This window comes from Streptomyces sp. NPDC060000 (genome assembly GCF_042737375.1).
Taxonomy (GTDB): domain Bacteria; phylum Actinomycetota; class Actinomycetes; order Streptomycetales; family Streptomycetaceae; genus Streptomyces.
In genome coordinates, this window is sequence record NZ_JBHWUU010000015.1 from 87,356 (window position 1) to 104,978 (window position 17,623).

Annotated in this window: 11 protein-coding genes; 9 read left to right on the forward strand and 2 right to left on the reverse strand. The window is 68.2% G+C overall.

The genetic code is table 11. From position 1 onward, the window contains the following. Positions 1-181: 181 nt before the first annotated feature. A complete protein-coding gene (locus ACFWBB_RS11055; protein WP_385269427.1) occupies positions 182-1,270 on the forward strand; it encodes a lytic polysaccharide monooxygenase in 1,089 nt (362 codons plus the stop codon). Positions 1,271-1,764: 494 nt separating this feature from the next. Here ACFWBB_RS11055 and ACFWBB_RS11060 read toward each other — a convergent pair whose 3' ends face one another. Together ACFWBB_RS11060 and ACFWBB_RS11065 are read right to left on the reverse strand one after the other, a co-directional pair. After that, a complete protein-coding gene (locus tag ACFWBB_RS11060) occupies positions 1,765-2,289 on the reverse strand; it encodes a hypothetical protein (protein ID WP_385269429.1) in 525 nt (174 codons plus the stop codon). Positions 2,290-2,401: 112 nt separating this feature from the next. Then, positions 2,402-6,226, reverse strand: a complete 3,825-nt coding sequence (locus ACFWBB_RS11065; protein ID WP_385269431.1) for a GH92 family glycosyl hydrolase — start codon at positions 6,224-6,226, stop codon at positions 2,402-2,404. A gap of 459 nt (positions 6,227-6,685) precedes the next feature. Between ACFWBB_RS11065 and ngcE the strand changes: the two genes are divergently transcribed. The 8 genes from ngcE (at position 6,686) to dxs (ending at position 17,612) form a co-directional block, all read left to right on the forward strand. After that, on the forward strand, positions 6,686-8,131 hold the full coding sequence (gene ngcE / locus ACFWBB_RS11070; protein WP_385269464.1) for an N-acetylglucosamine/diacetylchitobiose ABC transporter substrate-binding protein: 1,446 nt from the start codon (positions 6,686-6,688) through the stop codon (positions 8,129-8,131). Between the two features lie 44 nt (positions 8,132-8,175). Then, entirely contained in the window at positions 8,176-9,102 is a 927-nt protein-coding gene (locus tag ACFWBB_RS11075) for a carbohydrate ABC transporter permease (RefSeq protein ID WP_385269466.1), read from the forward strand. A gap of 2 nt (positions 9,103-9,104) precedes the next feature. Then, complete coding sequence (locus tag ACFWBB_RS11080; RefSeq protein ID WP_385269433.1) at positions 9,105-10,037, forward strand: carbohydrate ABC transporter permease; 933 nt, start codon at positions 9,105-9,107, stop codon at positions 10,035-10,037. Between the two features lie 624 nt (positions 10,038-10,661). Further along, a complete protein-coding gene (locus tag ACFWBB_RS11085) occupies positions 10,662-11,861 on the forward strand; it encodes an ROK family protein (protein WP_385269435.1) in 1,200 nt (399 codons plus the stop codon). Positions 11,862-11,983: 122 nt separating this feature from the next. Beyond that, positions 11,984-13,087 (forward strand): sugar ABC transporter substrate-binding protein, encoded by a 1,104-nt coding sequence (locus ACFWBB_RS11090; RefSeq protein WP_385269437.1) that lies wholly within the window; start codon positions 11,984-11,986, stop codon positions 13,085-13,087. Between the two features lie 265 nt (positions 13,088-13,352). Next, positions 13,353-14,144 carry an ATP-binding cassette domain-containing protein gene (locus ACFWBB_RS11095; protein ID WP_078615460.1) on the forward strand — a complete coding sequence of 264 codons (792 nt, stop codon included), beginning with the start codon at positions 13,353-13,355 and terminating at the stop codon, positions 14,142-14,144. Further along, complete coding sequence (locus ACFWBB_RS11100) at positions 14,141-15,496, forward strand: sugar ABC transporter permease (protein ID WP_385269440.1); 1,356 nt, start codon at positions 14,141-14,143, stop codon at positions 15,494-15,496. The genes ACFWBB_RS11095 and ACFWBB_RS11100 overlap by 4 nt, the downstream gene beginning before the upstream one ends. Before the next feature lie 193 nt (positions 15,497-15,689). Then, the gene (gene dxs, locus ACFWBB_RS11105) at positions 15,690-17,612 is read left to right on the forward strand and encodes a 1-deoxy-D-xylulose-5-phosphate synthase (RefSeq protein ID WP_385269468.1); all 1,923 of its coding nucleotides are present in this window, start codon (positions 15,690-15,692) and stop codon (positions 17,610-17,612) included. The last annotated feature ends 11 nt before the right edge of the window (positions 17,613-17,623 follow it).

A 17,623-nucleotide genomic window follows, 5' to 3' on the forward strand; every position in this document is an offset into this window, starting at 1 on the left:
GCCGCACCGCGCTACCTTCCGCCACAGGTGAAGTGGGAGCGCTCCCATATCCGCTCGCGCCCGGCGGACCGGAACCCGTCGGGCACGGGACCGGGAGGCTCCCGCTTCACGCCCCCACACCCGCATCCGCAGTGCACCCCCTGCACGCCCGGTCCGTACACGGAAGGCGGACTCCTCTGCCATGCGATCTGTCATGATCACGTCATGTTCGACCTCGGGGTTACGCTCGAGATCACGTACCCGAGCCCTCCTCCTCGTCCTCCTCGCCCTGCTGGCCACGGTTCCCGCCCTCGGCCTGATCGTCTCGACCGGCGGCAGGGCCGAGGCCCACGGCACCCCCATGAAGCCCGGCAGCCGCACGTTCCTGTGCTGGCAGGACGGGCTGACCGACACCGGTGAGATCAAGCCCGTCAACCCCGCCTGCCGGAACGCGCAGCAGGTGAGCGGCACCACGCCGTTCTACAACTGGTTCTCGGTGCTGCGTTCCGACGGCGCGGGGCGCACCCGCGGCTTCGTACCGGACGGCCAGCTGTGCAGCGGCGGCAACACCAACTTCACCGGCTTCAACGCGGCCCGCAGCGACTGGCCGCTCACCCACCTCACCTCGGGCGCGACCGTAGACTTCTCCTACAACGCCTGGGCGGCGCACCCGGGCTGGTTCTACGTCTACGTCACCAAGGACGGCTTCGACCCGACCCGGACCCTCACCTGGGACGCCATCGAGGACCAGCCCTTCCTCTCGGTCGACCACCCGCCGCTCAACGGCAGTCCGGGCACGGTCGAGGCCAACTACTCCTGGACCGGCCGGCTCCCGGCGAACAAGACGGGACGGCACATCATCTACATGGTCTGGCAGCGTTCGGACAGTGCCGAGACCTTCTACTCCTGCTCCGACGTCGTCTTCGACGGCGGAAACGGTGAGGTGACCGGCATCCACGAACCGGGCAACCCGTCCGAGCCCGTCCCCGGCACCTGCACCGCCACGCGCCGGACCACCAACAGCTGGTCCGGCGGCTACCAGTCCGAGGTGACCGTCACCAACTCCGGCGACGTCCCGATGCTCGGCTGGATGGTCGACTGGACGCTGCCCGGCGGTCAGTCGGTGGCCAGTCTGTGGAGCGGCAACGCCACGTACAACGGGCAGGCGGTGATGGTCCACAACGCCGACTGGAACGGCTCGTTGAGTCCGGGCCAGAGTACGACGTTCGGATACGTCGTCTCCGGGGCGGGCGGTGACAGTGTCACCGGCCTTCCCTGCAGGGTCGGTTGAGCGACAGCCGCTCGGGGCGGACCCGGTGGGCAGCGAGCCGCGCGCCCACCGGGTCCGCGAGCCGGTCCGGCCCCAAGGGGGGAGGGGCGGTCCGGGGTGTCCCCGCCCGGACGGTGCCACGGGACGGGGATCACGGTTGCCGACAACGTTGTCTCGTCGTCGCGTACGACCCTACCGGGTCAACGGGTGTATGGGTCAACCGTGTTGGACCGGGTCGGCCGAAAAGCCGCTGCCGACCGGGCGCCGCCGCTCGGCCTCTTCGAGGCAGGCCGACTTCGGTTCTGTGTCGACGAGTTGTCGACGGGTCGTCGTACGGAGTTGTCGTACGGAGTTGTCGTACGGACAGCGACCGGGATCGAACTCGCGTGGCCAATCCTTCGGCAACCGGTTCGGCGACGTCGCTGTCGTGGGCGTCGCCGAACTCGGTGAGGGGGCGGCGACGCCGCCGTCGGGCAGGCGTCGCCAAGGCCCCCGAGATCGCCGGGACCGCTGGCCTAGGCGATGGCCGATCCGGTACCGCGCGCGGCACCGATCAGGTCGGTGAGCGCCGCGTCGTCGTAGACGGAGATGTCCACGGTGGCGCCCTCGGGCAGGTCGAAGTCCTCGACCTCGTAGTCCAGCACCGCCGTGGTCCCGGGCGCGCTGAAGGTGCCCAGGTCGTGGCTCACACCGCCGGACGTGTAGCTGACCTTGACGTAGAACGTGTCACCGTCGTTCGCGGTGTCGTACACCCACAGCTTCTCGTCGTTCGGGTGGAACTCCACCTTGCCCACGAAGGCGCCGGAGTTGACCAGCTCCATCTTCACGGCGTAGCCGCCGGCGTCCTGCGCGAAGTACGTGTTGTCGAACGGGTCGGTGAGGTTGCCGCCACTGCACGGGCAGTTGTCGGTGTCGTAGTAGTAGGCGTTGAACGTCGGGTTGGGGCTGTACGCCTGCGCCGGCGCCGCCGTCGCGAACAGGGCCCCCGCTCCCAGTGCCGCACCCGCGAGCAGTCCCGTGAACCTTCTGATGATGCTCATTTACCGCATTCCCCCTCCGTGACGGACCGTCCGGTGAGTTCACCGGGCGGCAGGATCATTCTGGAACACGGGTGACGTCCGACACAGCGGACCATCGCTGTTGGTTACCGGATCATGACAACAACTCGACTTCCGAGAGGCTGACTTGGCTCCCCGTGCCCGCCCCTCCCGTGTCGCCGTCGAAGACCAGTCGGTAGTGCGCGTAGGTTCCCGGCCCTGCGACCGTGAAGACACGTGTCTGGCGGTCCCACGGGAAGGTCTCGCCGGCCCGGCGGTCCAGGTCGGTCCAGGTCAGGTTGTCGGCGGAGCCCTGGAGCACCCAGCCCTTCGGTGCCTGGGCGTGGTCGGCCGAGGTCAGGGTGTACTGCGCCGCCTTGGTGGCGGCCGTGACCGGCAGGGCGAGTGCGCCCGACACCGTCTCCTGCGTCGCCGAGGTGTCGTCGAAGAGGGCGCCCGCGCCCTTCAGTACGTCGGTGCGCGGCGCGGGCACCTTGTCGTTCCGGGTGATCGAGACCGGGCCCGCGTTCTTTCCGGAGCCCCACGCGGAGGGCCGCGGTCCCATGTCGAACTCCAGCACCCCACCCTTCGCCAGGAGCGTGTGGGGCAGTGAAGTGGACGTCCAGGCACTGCCGTTGACCTTCAGGCCCTGTACGTACACGTTCTTGGCGCTGTTCTTCGGCGCCTTGACCACCAGGTCCCTGCCGTTCTCCAGGTGCACGGTCGCCTTGGTGAACAGCGGGGAGCCCACGGCGTATTCGCCGCTGCCCATCACCAGCGGGTAGAAGCCGAGCGCGGAGAACAGGTACCAGGCCGACTGCTCGCCGTTGTCCTCGTCCCCGTGGTAGCCCTGCCCGATGGTGTCGCCGGTGTAGAGCCGGGACAGCACCTCGCGGGCCTTCGCCTGCGCCTTCCAGGGCTGACCGGCCGCGTCGTACATGTAGATCGCGTGGTGGGCGACCTGGTTGGAGTGCCCGTACATGCCCATCCGCACGTCCCGCGCCTCCGTCATCTCGTGGATGACCCCGCCGTACGATCCCGCGAACTCCGGCGAGGCGGTCTCCGGGGTCGCGAAGTAGGAGTCGAGCTTCTTCGCCAGCCCGTCGCGGCCGCCGTACAGATTGGCCAGGCCCTTGCTGTCCTGCGGGGCGGTGAAGGCGTAACCCCAGCCGTTGGTCTCCGTGTAGTCGTAGCCCCACACCCGGGGGTCGTAGGTCTCCGAGGCCACCCGCCAGGCGCCCTTGTCGTCCTTCCCCTGGAAGAACCCGGCCTTCGAGTCGAAGAGGTGCACATAGCCCTGCGCGCGGTTGAGGAAGTAGTCGGCCTCCTCCTGGTAGTGCTTCTCGCCGGTCTGCCGGTACAGGCCCTGGCCCATCCGGGCGATGCCGTAGTCGTTGAGGTATCCCTCCAGCGCCCACGACAGGCCCTCGTGCGTGGCCGTACTCGTGTAGCCGAGGAAGGGGGAGGTCGACATGCCCTTGCGGCCCACACCCGATGCCGGGGGTACGACCGTGGCGTTCTTCAGGGCCGCCTCGTAGGCCGCCCTGGCGTCGAAGCCGACCCCCTTGACGTACGCGTCGGCGAAGGCGACGTCCGACGAGGTGCCGGTCATCAGGTCCGCGTACCCGGGTGAGGACCAGCGCGAGGTCCAGCCGCCGTCCTTGTACTGCTGCACGAACCCGTCGGTCAGCAGCCCGGCCTGAGTGGGTGTCAGCAGGGCGTACGCCGGCCAGGTCGTCCGGTAGGTGTCCCAGAAGCCGTTGTTCACGTACACCTTGCCGTCCACGATCTTCGCGCCGGTATGCGTCGGGGTGTCCGGGCCCGGCATCGGTGAGAAGGGCGACGCGTACTGGTACGTCGAACCGACCTTCTCGAAACCGGAGTTGGGGTACAGGTACAGCCGGTACAGACTGGAGTACAGCGTGGTGAGCCGGTCCTGGCTCGCCCCCTCGACCTCCACCGTGCCGAGCAGCTTGTCCCACTGCCGCTGGGCGCGCTGTACGACCGTGTCGAAGTCGGTGTCCCGCGGGATCTCCTGGCTCAGGTTGTCGCGGGCCTGGTCGACGCTGATGAGGGAGGTCGCCAGGCGCAGGGTGACCGTGCGGTCGGCGCCCGCGTCGAAACGCAGGTACCCCTTCACCCCGCTCGACGCGCCGTCCGTCACCGGTGCGTCGAACTCGCCGTACACGAAGAGCCGGGTCGCTCCCGTCGACAGGCCCGACTTCACGTCCGAGTAGCCGGTCACCACGCCGGTCTCGGTGTCCAGGGTCAGCCCCGCCTGGTCGGTGATGTTGTCGAAGACGACGTTCGCGTCCGAGCCCGGGTAGGTGAAGCGCAGGGCCGCCGCGTGGTCGGTCGGCGCCATCTCCGCCGTCAGACCGTTCTCGAAGCGGACTCCGTAGTAGTACGGGCGGGCGGTCTCGTTCACGTGCCGGAACGGCAGGGCCCGTGCGGTCCGCCCGGTGTCCGGGACACCGGCCGCGGCCGACGGCATCACCTGGAAGGTCTGCCGGTCGCCCATCCACGGACTCGGCTCGTGACTCGCGCTGAACGCCTGGATCGTGGGCAGGTTGTCCGCGTTGTTCGCCCGTGCGTAGTCGTACAGCCAGCCGAGCGACGACGCGTTGGTCACCGGCGTCCAGAAGTTGAAGCCGTGCGGCACGGCCGTGGCGGGAAACGTGTTGCCGCGCGAGAAGCTGCCGCTGGAGTTGGTGCCCCGGGTGGTCACCGCGTAGTCCGACAGATGTGTCTTCGCCGCCTCCGGGGCAGCCGTGCGCAGCGCGATGTCGTCCACCCAGCCCCTGAACCGGGCCGGGCCGCCGGGGGAGTCGTAGGCCAGGAGGATCCGGTCGACGGTCTTCCCGGCCGCCACCGCCCCGATTCCCGACACCACGTCGTTCCACTGGTTGACGTACAGCACCTTCGCGGCGCCCTGTCCGCGGGGCGACAGCGGGAAGCCGTACTGGTCGCTCGCCCCGAGCCCGCTCAGATACGTGCCGTCCGTGAACGCGAGGTCCACGGAGACGTTCGTCGCGGCGTAGTCACGGTCGCCGTCCGCCATCTGGGGGAAGATCCGGTACGCCAGCTGGGTGCGCGAACCGACCCGCACATTGACGTCGAAGACCTTGTTGTACGAGTACGCCCGGCCCGAAGCGGTGTGCCGGCCCGCGTAACGCAGCGCCCGCTTCCCGCTGAATCCGGCGCCCGCCTTCGCGGTCGGCGAGCCGCTCGGCCCCCGGTCGACGACGGTGAGCATGTCCGGCGGAACGGGTCCGTCGCCGCCGCCCGTGCCGAACCGCACGTCGGCGAGCTGGAGGATCCCGGCGCCGTGGTTGCGGGTGACCTCCAGCCGGAAGTGCCGGTACCCGGCCGGGGCCCCGGCCGCGAGGGTGTACGTGCGGCTCTGGAACCGCTGGGCGAAGGACTCCCCGGAGCGGGTGTCGAGGGGGGTCCAGGCGGTCCCGTCCGCCGAGCCCGAGAGGGTCCAGTCGGCGGGGTCGCGCTCGGCGAAGTCGTTGGCCGAGGTCAGCGCGTAGGCGGTTACCCGCGCGGGCTCGGCGAGGTCGAACTCGACCCATCCGGTGGACGCGAACGACAGCCACTTGGTGCCCGCCTCGCCGTCGACGAGGTTCTCCTTCACCTCGCCGCCGGCCGTGTTCTCCGCGCTCGCCCGTAGGCCCGTGACCCGGTCCGTCACGTCGCCGGGGAGCCCGCCGCCGTAGCCGCCGTCCACCCCCGAGGCCCGCTTGCCACCGCCGGGCGCGGTGTCGACGGTGCTCTGCCAGTCGGGGGCGTGCTCACCCGCCTCGAAGGACGAGGCGAACCCCCGGCCGGGGACCGGAACGGGGAAAGGGAGCGCCACCGCCGTCCCCTGTGCGCCGACCGTCATGACCAGAGCGGCCGTGATCACGACCGCCCGCAACCGCCCGAACCGTTGCATGCGTGAGCACCCTCCCCGCGCCGGACAACGCCCCGGACAACGTTGTCCTCGTGGTTACGCAGGAATCAGTAGGTGGCCAAGTGGACAGTGATGTCAAGGATGTTGATTGCGCCAGGCGGGGCCCATGTCATGCAATTTTCGGGCAGGGCGCCCACGGCCCGGTCATATTTCCGGGAGGTCTCAACTCGGAAAAGACCAACGGCCAACCTTGCATTCGATCTTGCTCCGTCGGCAAGAAGTGGACTATACCTGTCGGCGATCAGCCCTCGAACCGTCGATGCCGTCGAACCGTATGATCCGCACGACCCTGCTTGACCTGACCGCGGTGCCGGGAAGGATCCGGTACACCGCCTGAGTCCTGGAGAAGGCGAGGACTTGAGCATGGGATCCCACTCCGAGAACAACGGCTCCGAGAACAACGGCTCCGAGAACAACGGCTCCGAGCAGCACGGCGCCGAGATGCGCGGCTCCGAGAAGCGCGGCCCCACGGGTATCGGCCGCCGAGACCTGATCAGGAGATCCGCGGCACTCGGCCTGATCTCCGTTCCCACGATGAGCTTCCTGTCCGCCTGTGCCAGCAGCGGCGGCGGCGACGAGGACAAGGCCAAGGCCGGAAAGAAGACCGCCAAGAATCCGCTGGCGGTCAACGAGACCGCCCAGATGGAATTCGTCCTGTTCGACGGCGGTTTCGGCAAGGAGTACGCCGAGGACGCGGTCAAGATCTACCAGAAGAGCTTCCCGGACGCGAAGGTGAAGTTCGCGGCCACCCAGAAGATCCAGTCGACCCTCCAGCCGCGCTTCAACCAGGGCACCCCGCCCGACCTCATCGACAACTCCGGCGCCGAGCAGATGGACATGGGCGTCCTGGTCGGCAAGAAGCAGCTCGCCGACCTCACGCCGCTCCTGGACGCCGCGTCCTACGACGACCCGGACAAGAAGGTCCGCGACACCCTGCGCCCCGGCATCGTCGAGATGGGCCAGTTCGACGGCGACCCGGTGTGGATCATGTACTACGCCTACACCGTCTACGGCGTCTGGTACTCGCAGAAGGCCCTGGACTCGCTCGACGCCACGTACCCCGAGACCTGGGACCAGATGCTCGCGGTCTGCGAGAAGGCCAAGAAGAAGGGCATCGCGGGCTGGACGTACGCGGGCAAGTACCCGTACTACATCCCCTTCTCGCTGTATCCGATGATCGGCAAGGTGGGCGGCCGCGAGGCCCTCGACGCCATCGACAACCTGGAGCCGAACGCCTGGAAGCACCCGGCGGTGAAGGCCTGTTTCGACGCCTACTACGAGCTCTACAAGAAGGGTTACGTCCTCCAGGGCACCCCGGGTCTGGACCACATCCAGTCGCAGACCGCGTGGGCCAAGGGCAAGGCCCTGTTCATCCCCAACGGCTCCTGGGTGGAGAACGAGTCGGCGAACGTCATCCCCGCCGACTTCGATCTGGCCGTGTCCGCACCCACCGGCATCGACTCCTCCGACAAGATGCCCTTCGGCACCATCTGGGCCTCCGGCGGCGAGCCGTTCGTCGTCCCGGCCAAGGCGAAGAACACGGCGGGCGGGATGGAACAGCTGCGCATCATGCTCAGCGAGGCGTCCTCCAAGAACTTCACCTCCAAGGTCAAGTCGCTGACCGCCTACAACGGGGGAACCGACGGCATCACCCTCACCCCGGGTCTCAAATCGGGTGTCGCGGCGCTGGACAAGGCCGGCGACAACGTGGTGAATCCGCGACTGCAGGACTGGTATGTCCAGTTGCAGAAGGAGAAGATCGGGGTGTCCGGTCTCGGCGAGATGATGGCCGGCCGGCTCACCCCGGCCGAGGCGATCAAGAAGATCCAGGGGTACGCCGACGAGGCGGCCAAGGACACGTCGATCAAGCATTACAAACACCAGTGACGGCGGGAATCACGGCGAACCATCCATAAAGCACCGGAGTGGCGATGCAGCACGGCAAGTACCGGTTCATCGTGGGGTTCCTGGCGCTGCCCCTCGGACTGTACGCGCTCTTCGTGGTGTGGCCGTTCATCCAGTCCATCTACTACTCGTTCACGGACTGGACCGGCCTCAGCCCCGAATTCAAGATGGTCGGCCTGGACAACTACCGGAGGATGCTGGACGACGAGATCTTCTGGAAGTCCTTGCAGCACAGCTTGATGTTCGCGGTCGTGCTGCCGCTGGTGACGATCAGCCTGGCGCTGTTCTTCGCCTTCATGATCAATGTCGGTGGACTCAGAAGGAAGGGCGGCCCGGTGATCTCCGGAGTCCGGGGCTCTTCCTTCTACAAGATCGTGTACTTCTTCCCGCAGGTGCTGTCGATCGCCATCGTGGCGCTGCTGTTCGCGTTCGCGTACAACCCGGACAGCGGCGCGATCAACTCGTTCTTCCGGGGGATCGGGCTGGACAGCCTCCAGCCCCTCTGGCTCGGCGACCCGGATCTCGCGCTGTGGTGCGTGATGGCGGTGCTCGTCTGGTCCACGGTCGGCTTCTTCGTGGTCCTCTTCTCGGCGGGCATGGCCTCCATCCCGGCGGACCTGTACGAGGCCGCGCTGCTGGACGGCGCGGGCCGGGCCGCCACGTTCTTCCGCATCACCCTGCCCCTGCTCTGGGACACGGTGCAGTCGGGCTGGGTCTACATGGGCATCCTCGCGCTCGGCGCCGAGTCGTTCGCGGTCGTGCAGATCATGACGACCGGGCCCGGCGGTCCCGACTACTCGACCACCGTCATGGTCCTGTACGTGTACCAGAAGGCGTTCCGTGACGGTCAGGCCGCCTATGCCACCACCATCGGCGTGGCCCTGCTCATCGTGACGCTGGCCTTCGCCGCGGTCGTGATGCGGCTGGGTCGGCGCGAGCGGCTGGAGTACTGACGTTGAAGACGACCGAAACGCCCGCGCCCCTGCCGGCCGAGTCCGGCTCGGGCATCCCCGTCACGAAGGTCGACCTGCCCGCCGGGAAACCGCGCAGGGGGAAGAAAACGGAAGGAAACGTCCTCAACGCCTTCTCGCACGGCATTCTGGTCATCTGGGCGATCATGGTCGTACTGCCGTTGCTGTGGGCGGTGATGACCTCCTTCAAGGACGACAGCTCCATCTTCGGCTCGCCCTGGTCGCTGCCGGACAAGCTGCACTTCGACAACTGGTCACGGGCCTGGACCCAGGCCAACATGAGCGACTACTTCCTCAACACCGTGTTGGTGGTGGGTGGTTCACTCATCGGCACGCTGGTCCTCGGCTCCATGGCGGCCTACGTCCTGGCGCGGTTCGACTTCCCGGGCAACCGCTTCATCTACTACCTCTTCGTCGGTGGCATGAGCTTCCCGATCATGCTGGCGCTGGTCCCGTTGTTCTACGTGGTGAACAACATGGGCCTGCTGAACTCCATCCACGGCCTGATCCTGGTCTACATCGCCTACTCACTACCGTTCACGGTGTTCTTCCTGACGGCCTTCTTCCGCACGCTGCCGACGTCGGTGGCGGAGGCGGCCTTCGTGGACGGCGCCTCGCACAGCCGGACGTTCTTCCAGATCATGGTGCCGATGGCCAAACCCGGCCTGATCAGCGTCGGTATCTTCAACTTCCTGGGCCAGTGGAACCAGTACATGCTCCCCACGGTTCTGAACACCGACCCCGACAAACACGTCCTCACCCAGGGGCTGGTCCAACTGGCCGTGAGCCAGGGGTACAAGGGTGACTGGTCGGGGCTCTTCGCGGGCCTCGTCATGGCGATGCTGCCGGTGCTGGTCGCGTACATCGTCTTCCAGCGGCAGGTGGTGCAGGGGCTGACCGCGGGCGCGCTGAAGTAGGGGGACCGTCCGGCCCCTGTGAACGGCCGGCGCCCGGGTCGCGACCCATCGGGCCGATGCCTTTGTGGGCCGGTCAGGTGAGCGCGCGGGCCGTCGGAGTGAAGGTGCGGACAAGGGGTGAAGGCGAGGGCGCACCCGGCTTCGCCCCCACCGCCCGGCCCCACCCGCGCACCCGACTCCCCGTGACCGGCCCGGGAACACGCTCCGCCCCACCCGGGTCGGCACCTGTTCGCCCCCTCCCGCACCCCAACTGGTCCCTCCCCTCTCCCGCACCCCGGCGGCGCGGCGGGAGCACCCTCTCCGGAACCCACCCGCGAAGCGGATTCACCCTTCCGGCGCCTTGCCTTCGCGGCGGGTTCGTCCCTTCCGGCGCCTCGCCCCCGTGGCGGGTTCGTCCCTTCCGGCGCTTCGCCCGTGTCGCGGTCATCACCCTGACCGCAACTCCCCGCAGCCGCTTCCGCACGCCCCGCGATCCCCCCCTCGACCACCCTCCGTGTTGCTTCACACGCATGCGGATACTGTTCAACCTCTTGACGGGAGGCGACCCGAACGGCTCAGCTTAGAGTTCACTAGTTGGACATAGACGGGGCCTCATTGAAGCGGCCCCGTGCGCAGGAGGTCGTCGTGGAGACTCCGGGGTCGCAGTCGTCGCTGCACCGAGCCAACCTGGAGCGAGTCGTACGCGCCGTGCGTCTGGCCGGGTCCCTCACGCAGGCGGAGATCGCCCGGAGCACCGGTCTGTCCGCCGCGACCGTCTCCAATATCGTGCGCGAGCTCAAGGACGGCGGAACCGTCGAGGTCACGCCCACCTCGGCGGGCGGGCGAAGGGCGCGCAGCGTCAGTCTGAGCGGCGACGCGGGCATCGTCATCGGGGTCGATTTCGGGCATACCCATCTGCGGGTGGCCGTGGGCAATCTGGCCCATCAGGTCCTTGCCGAGGAGTCCGAGCCGCTCGATGTGGACGCCTCTTCGACGCAGGGCTTCGACCGGGCGGAACAGCTGGTCACCCGGCTGATCGAGGCCACCGGCGTGGACCGTACGAAGGTCGCGGGAGTCGGTCTCGGCGTGCCGGGGCCGATCGATCTGGAGTCCGGAAGCCTCGGGTCCTCCGCCATCCTGCCCGGCTGGATCGGCACCAGACCGGCCGAGGAGATGAGAGGCCGGCTCGGCGTGCCCGTGCACGTGGACAACGACGCCAACCTCGGGGCCCTCGGCGAGATGGTCTGGGGCAGCGGCAGAGGCGTACGTGATCTTGCATACATCAAGGTCGCGAGCGGTGTCGGCGCCGGTCTGGTGATCGAGGGGAAGATCTACCGAGGCCCCGGCGGCACTGCGGGAGAAATCGGACATATTACACTTGACGAGTCCGGCCCCGTCTGCCGCTGCGGAAACCGGGGCTGCCTGGAGACCTTCACGGCGGCGCGCTATGTGCTCCCTCTCCTCCAGTCCAGCCACGGCACGGATCTGACGATGGAAGGCGTCGTGCGACTGGCGAGGGACGGCGACCCGGGCTGCCGTCGGGTGATCGCCGACGTCGGCCGCCACATCGGCAGTGGAGTCGCCAATCTCTGCAACCTGTTGAACCCGAGCCGGGTGGTCCTGGGCGGCGATCTCGCCGAGGCCGGTGAGCTGGTGCTCGGTCCGATCAGAGAGTCCGTCGGCCGCTATGCGATCCCGAGTGCGGCGCGTCAGCTTTCCGTTCTCCCGGGGGCACTTGGGGGCCGTGCGGAGGTCCTCGGAGCGCTCGCCCTCGCACTGAGCGAGATGGGCGATTCGACCCTTTTGGACGGCACGCTGACCGCAGCGACACCTGCCTTCACTTAGAGAACGAATGAGGCCGTTGCCATCTCGTTAAGTATTTACTTCTTGACGTCGAACTTGCGGCCGAGTTGACTTCGAGCCACCTCGGCCGCAGCGTTGCGGCCCTGTCAGGGAGGCACACCCCAATGAACGCAATGATGCGTAGAGTCGTGATCGGCGCCACCGCCGTGTCCATGGCGCTTTCGATTGCCGCGTGCGGCAAGGCGGGCGACGACAAGGCCAGCGACTCCGGCAGCAGCAGCAACTCCGGCTCCAAGTCCATCGGCCTGCTGCTCCCCGACAGCGTCACCGCGCGGTACGAGAAGTTCGACAAGCCGTACTTCGACGCCAAGGTCAAGGCGCTCTGCTCCGACTGCAAGCTCGAGTACGCGAACGCCGCGGCCGACTCGGCCAAGCAGGCCCAGCAGGTCAGCAGCATGGTGACCAAGGGCGTCAAGGTCATCGTGATCTCGGCGCAGGACTCGGCCGCGATCAAGTCCTCGATCCAGTCCGCGGTGGACAAGGGTGTCAAGGTCGTCGCGTACGACCGCCTCGCCCAGGGCCCCGTCTCGGCCTACGTCTCCTTCGACAACGTCAAGGTCGGCGAGCTCCAGGGCCAGGCCCTGATCGACGCCCTCGGCGCCAAGGCGACCCCCAAGGCGAAGGTCGTCATGATCAACGGTGACGACGCCGACCCGAACGCCGGTCAGTTCAAGGAAGGCGCGCACAACGCCCTCGACGGCAAGGTCGACATCGCCTACGAGCAGTCCGGTCTCTGGAAGGACACGGTCGCCGCGCAGAAGATGTCCGCGGCCATCACCCAGCTGGGCGCCAAGAACATCGCGGGCGTCTACTCCGCCAACGACGGCATGGCCGGTGGCATCGCCAACACCCTCAAGGGTGCGAAGATCAGCGGTATCCCGCTGACCGGCCAGGACGCCGAGCTCGCGGGTATCCAGCGCATCGTCGCCGGCACCCAGTCCTCCACCGTCTACAAGGCCTTCAAGCCCGAGGCCGAGGCGGCCGCCCAGCTCGCGGTCAACCTGCTGGAGGGCAAGGACATCAAGTCCCTGGCCACTCAGACGCTGACCAGCGGCTCCGGCGACAAGGTCCCCTCGCAGCTGCTGACCCCGGTGTCAGTCACCAAGGCCAACATCAAGGACACGGTCGTCAAGGACGGGCTGTACACCGTCGCTGACATCTGCGCCGGCGAGTACGCCGCCGCCTGCAAGACCGCCGGCCTCCAGTAGGCATCCGGTCCCGAGGGCCCTCTCCGAGCCGGCCCTCGGGTCCCACCGACCGCTCAGCGGTCCCGTGAGACCTGTTCGACGCCCGCCCCACCTTCACACCCCGCTGCCGGGGCGGGCGTCGGACGGAACCGTTGCCAAGCGCAGCGGATTCACGCATGTTCATCTTGTAAACCTCGTGCGCCGACGTCGCGTTCCGCCCGTCGCGCACATCCCTCCGCGCCTGTCTTTTGCGCGCGGCATCCCCGCCGGTCAGGCGGCGAAGGAGATGGTTCACGTGTCCGCTACGCCCGTGCTGGCGTTGCGCGGGGTCTCCAAGCGATTCGGTGCGGTGCAGGCACTCACCGACGTCGAGCTGGAGGTCCACGCCGGAGAAGTGGTCGCCCTGGTGGGCGACAACGGCGCAGGAAAGTCCACCCTGGTCAAGACGATCGCGGGTGTCCACCCCATCGATGAGGGCGTCATCGAGTGGGAGGGAAAGCCGGTCAGCATCAACCGGCCGCACGACGCCCAGGGACTCGGTGTCGCGACCGTCTACCAGGACCTCGCCCTGTGCGACAACCTCGACGTGGTCGGCAATCTCTACCTCGGACGCGAGCTGCTGCACCGCGGCGTCATCGACGAGGTGACGATGGAGAAGAACGCCCGCGAGCTGCTGTCCACCCTTTCCATCCGCATCCCGAGCGTCCGGATCCCGATCGCCAGCCTCTCCGGTGGTCAGCGTCAGGTCGTCGCCATCGCGCGCGCCCTGATCGGTGACCCGAAGGTCGTCATCCTCGACGAGCCCACCGCGGCCCTCGGTGTCGAGCAGACGGCGCAGGTCCTCGACCTGGTCGAGCGGCTGCGCGAGCGCAACCTCGGGGTCATCCTCATCAGCCACAACATGGCCGACGTCAAGGCGGTCGCCGACACCGTCGCCGTCCTGCGCCTGGGCAAGAACAACGGCTCCTTCCCCGTGAAGGACACCAGCCACGAAGAGATCATCGCCGCGATCACCGGTGCCACGGACAACGCCGTGACCCGTCGTGCGGGGCGTCGCACCGCGGAGGCGGCAAAGTGAGCGACACGTCCAAGACCGTGAAGAGCGACTCCTCGGAGCCCCAGAAGGTCGAGAAGACCGGGGGCGTCATCGAGGACCAGACCACCGTCGCCCCCGCCGACGACCCGACGGCCGCTCCGGTGTCCGTCGTCGACCCGCGCCTGCTGGTGCGGGAAGAGGGCTTCAAGGGCTACCTCACCGAGTTCAAGCGCAAGGTGAAGGGCGGCGAGCTGGGCCAGCTGCCCGTCGTCATCGGCCTGATCATCATCTGGACGATCTTCCAGGCGAAGAACGACCTGTTCCTGAGCGCGGACAACCTCTCGAACATCAGCTACTTCATGTCGGCCACCGGCATGCTGGCCATCGGCCTGGTGTTCGTCCTGCTGCTCGGTGAGATCGACCTGTCGGTCGGTTCCGTCAGCGGCCTGGCGTCCACGCTGTTCGCCGTGTTCGTGGTGGACCACACCATGAACCCGTGGCTGTCCCTGATCCTGACGGTTCTCGTCGGTGCCGGCGTCGGCGCACTGCAGGGCTGGTTCTTCGCCAAGATCGGCGTGCCGGCCTTCGTGGTCACCCTGGCCGGCTTCCTCGGCTGGAACGGCCTGATGCTGTGGCTGCTGGGCTCCAGCGGCACGATCAACATCCCGTCGGACTCCGGCCCGGTGCACCTGCTCGGCCAGAACTCCTTCTTCATGGACCAGGCCATCATCGGCGCCTACCTGCTGGCCGGTCTCGCGGTCGTGCTGACCCTCGTCGGCAACTTCGGTGAGCAGCGCCGCCGCCGGGCGGCCGGTGTGCCGTTCCGGCCCACCGCCGAGATCCTGCTGCGCGTCGGTGCGCTGGCCGTCGCCGCCTTCGTGGCGGCCGGCGTGCTCAACAACGCGTCCGGTGTCTCCAACGCGCTGGTGATCTTCCTGGTGGCGCTGGTGATCGTCGACTTCGTGCTGCGCCGCACCACGTACGGCCGCAAGGTCTTCGCGGTCGGTGGCGGCATCGAGGCGGCTCGCCGTGCCGGTATCAACGTGCCGATGGTCCGCATCACCGTGTTCGCCATCTCCGGTGGCTTCGCGGCGGTCGGCGGCATGTTCTTCGCGGGCCAGACGGCGTCCGCGACGCTGAACGCCGGTGGCGGCAACACCCTGATGCTCGCCATCGCGGCGGCCGTCATCGGTGGTACGAGCCTCTTCGGCGGCCGTGGCACCGTGTGGTCCGCCCTCCTGGGCATGCTGGTCATCCAGTCCATCCAGACCGGTCTCGACCTGCTGAACATGAACACCTCGATCCAGTACATGATCACCGGTGGTGTTCTGCTGGGCGCGGTCGTCATCGACTCCATCTCCCGCAAGAGCCAGAAGGCCGCCGGTCGCGGATAACGCTCCCGGTGACCCGATGTGCCCGGCATCTGTTCAGATGCCGGGCACAGTCGTGTCATAGGAAAGGCTCATTCTGGGTACGGCCGTTCGCGTGACCTATGACGCATGGGCCGGAGTCGATCAGCCCGGGCGGAACATTAGACTCGACGAGCCCGGCAACAGCTCGATCAGCTTTTACTGCAAGGAGGCACGGGTGCCGCTGCTGACCCGCATCAGGGGACCGCGCGATCTGGACCGGCTCAGCCTGGAGGAGCTGGACCAGCTGGCAGGGGAGATCCGGACCTTCCTCGTCGACGCCGTCTCCAAGACCGGTGGCCACCTCGGCCCCAACCTCGGCGTGGTCGAGCTCACCATCGCCCTGCACCGGGTCTTCGAGTCCCCGAAGGACAAGGTGCTGTGGGACACGGGCCACCAGTCCTATGTGCACAAGCTGCTCACGGGCCGGCAGGACTTCTCCCGGCTGAAGATGAAGGGCGGCCTCTCCGGCTACCCGTCGCAGGCGGAGTCCGAGCACGACGTCATCGAGAACAGCCACGCCTCCACGGTGCTCGGCTGGGCCGACGGCCTCGCGAAGGCCAACCAGATCCTCGACCGCGGCGACCACGTGGTCGCCGTCATCGGTGACGGGGCGCTCACCGGCGGCATGGCCTGGGAGGCGCTGAACAACATCGCCGACGGGGACCGCCCGCTGGTCATCGTCGTCAACGACAACGAGCGCTCGTACGCGCCGACCATCGGCGGCCTCGCCAACCACCTCGCCACCCTGCGGACGACGGACGGCTACGAGCGCTTCCTCGCCCGCGGCAAGGACCTCCTGGAGCGGACCCCGGTCGTCGGCAGGCCGCTCTACGAGACCCTGCACGGCGCCAAGAAGGGTCTGAAGGACTTCATCGCCCCCCAGGGCATGTTCGAGGACCTCGGCCTGAAGTACGTCGGCCCGATCGACGGCCACGACATCGAGGCCCTGGAGTCCGCGCTGGCCCGCGCCAAGCGCTTCGGCGGCCCGGTCATCGTGCACTGCCTCACCGAGAAGGGCCGCGGCTACCAGCCCGCCCTCCAGGACGAGGCCGACCGCTTCCACGGCATCGGCCCCATCCACCCCGACACCGGTCTGCCGATCAAGGCCTCGGGCGCAGACTGGACCTCGGTCTTCGGCGACGAGATGGTCGAGCTCGGCAAGGAGCGCGAGGACATCGTCGCGATCACGGCGGCGATGCTGCAGCCGGTCGGCCTGAAGAAGTTCGCGGACGCCTTCCCGAACCGCATCTACGACGTCGGCATCGCCGAGCAGCACGCCGCGGTCTCCGCCGCGGGACTGGCCGCGGGCGGGGTGCACCCGGTCTTCGCGGTGTACGCCACCTTCCTCAACCGGGCCTTCGACCAGGTCCTGATGGACGTCGCCCTGCACAAGTGCGGTGTGACGTTCGTACTGGACCGGGCCGGTGTCACCGGCACCGACGGCGCCTCCCACAACGGCATGTGGGACATGTCGATCCTCCAGGTCGTCCCGGGCCTCAGACTCGCCGCCCCGCGCGACGCCGACCAGGTCCGCGCCCAGCTGCGCGAGGCCGTCCAGGTCGAGGACGCGCCGACCGTCGTCCGCTTCTCCAAGGGCGCCGTCGGCCCCGCCGTACCCGCCGTGGGACGCGTCGGCGGCATGGACGTGCTGCGCGAGAGCGGCACCGACACCCCGGACGTGCTGCTGGTCTCGGTGGGCGCCCTGGCCCCGATGTGCCTGGAGATCGCGACCCTCCTCGACCGCCAGGGCATCACCACCACGGTCGTCGACCCGCGCTGGGTCAAGCCCGTCGACGAGGCCATGGCCCCGCTCGCCGAACGCCACCGCGTGGTGGTGACCGTCGAGGACAACTCCCGTGTCGGAGGCGTCGGATCGGCGATCGCCCAGGCACTGCGCGACGCGGGCGTCGACGTCCCGCTGCGCGACTTCGGCATCCCGCCCCGCTTCCTCGACCACGCCTCCCGCGCCGAGGTCATGGCCGAGATCGGGCTCACCGCCCCCGACATCGCCCGCCAGGTCACCGGCCTGGTCTCCAAGCTCGACGGCAAGTACGGCAGCTCGGCCGAGGTCGACTCCGTGGAGTCCGCCCGCGACTGACGCCGCACCGG

What these genes read in the sequence shown, in the direction of transcription:
- ACFWBB_RS11095 (WP_078615460.1), top strand. Translation starts at nt 13,353, where the DNA reads ATGGTTCACGTGTCCGCTACGCCCGTGCTGGCGTTGCGCGGGGTCTCC.
- ACFWBB_RS11060 (WP_385269429.1), bottom strand. Translation starts at nt 2,289, where the DNA reads ATGAGCATCATCAGAAGGTTCACGGGACTGCTCGCGGGTGCGGCACTG.
- ACFWBB_RS11065 (WP_385269431.1), bottom strand. Translation starts at nt 6,226, where the DNA reads ATGCAACGGTTCGGGCGGTTGCGGGCGGTCGTGATCACGGCCGCTCTG.
- ACFWBB_RS11075 (WP_385269466.1), top strand. Translation starts at nt 8,176, where the DNA reads ATGCAGCACGGCAAGTACCGGTTCATCGTGGGGTTCCTGGCGCTGCCC.
- ACFWBB_RS11055 (WP_385269427.1), top strand. Translation starts at nt 182, where the DNA reads ATGCGATCTGTCATGATCACGTCATGTTCGACCTCGGGGTTACGCTCG.
- ngcE (WP_385269464.1), top strand. Translation starts at nt 6,686, where the DNA reads ATGCGCGGCTCCGAGAAGCGCGGCCCCACGGGTATCGGCCGCCGAGAC.
- ACFWBB_RS11090 (WP_385269437.1), top strand. Translation starts at nt 11,984, where the DNA reads ATGAACGCAATGATGCGTAGAGTCGTGATCGGCGCCACCGCCGTGTCC.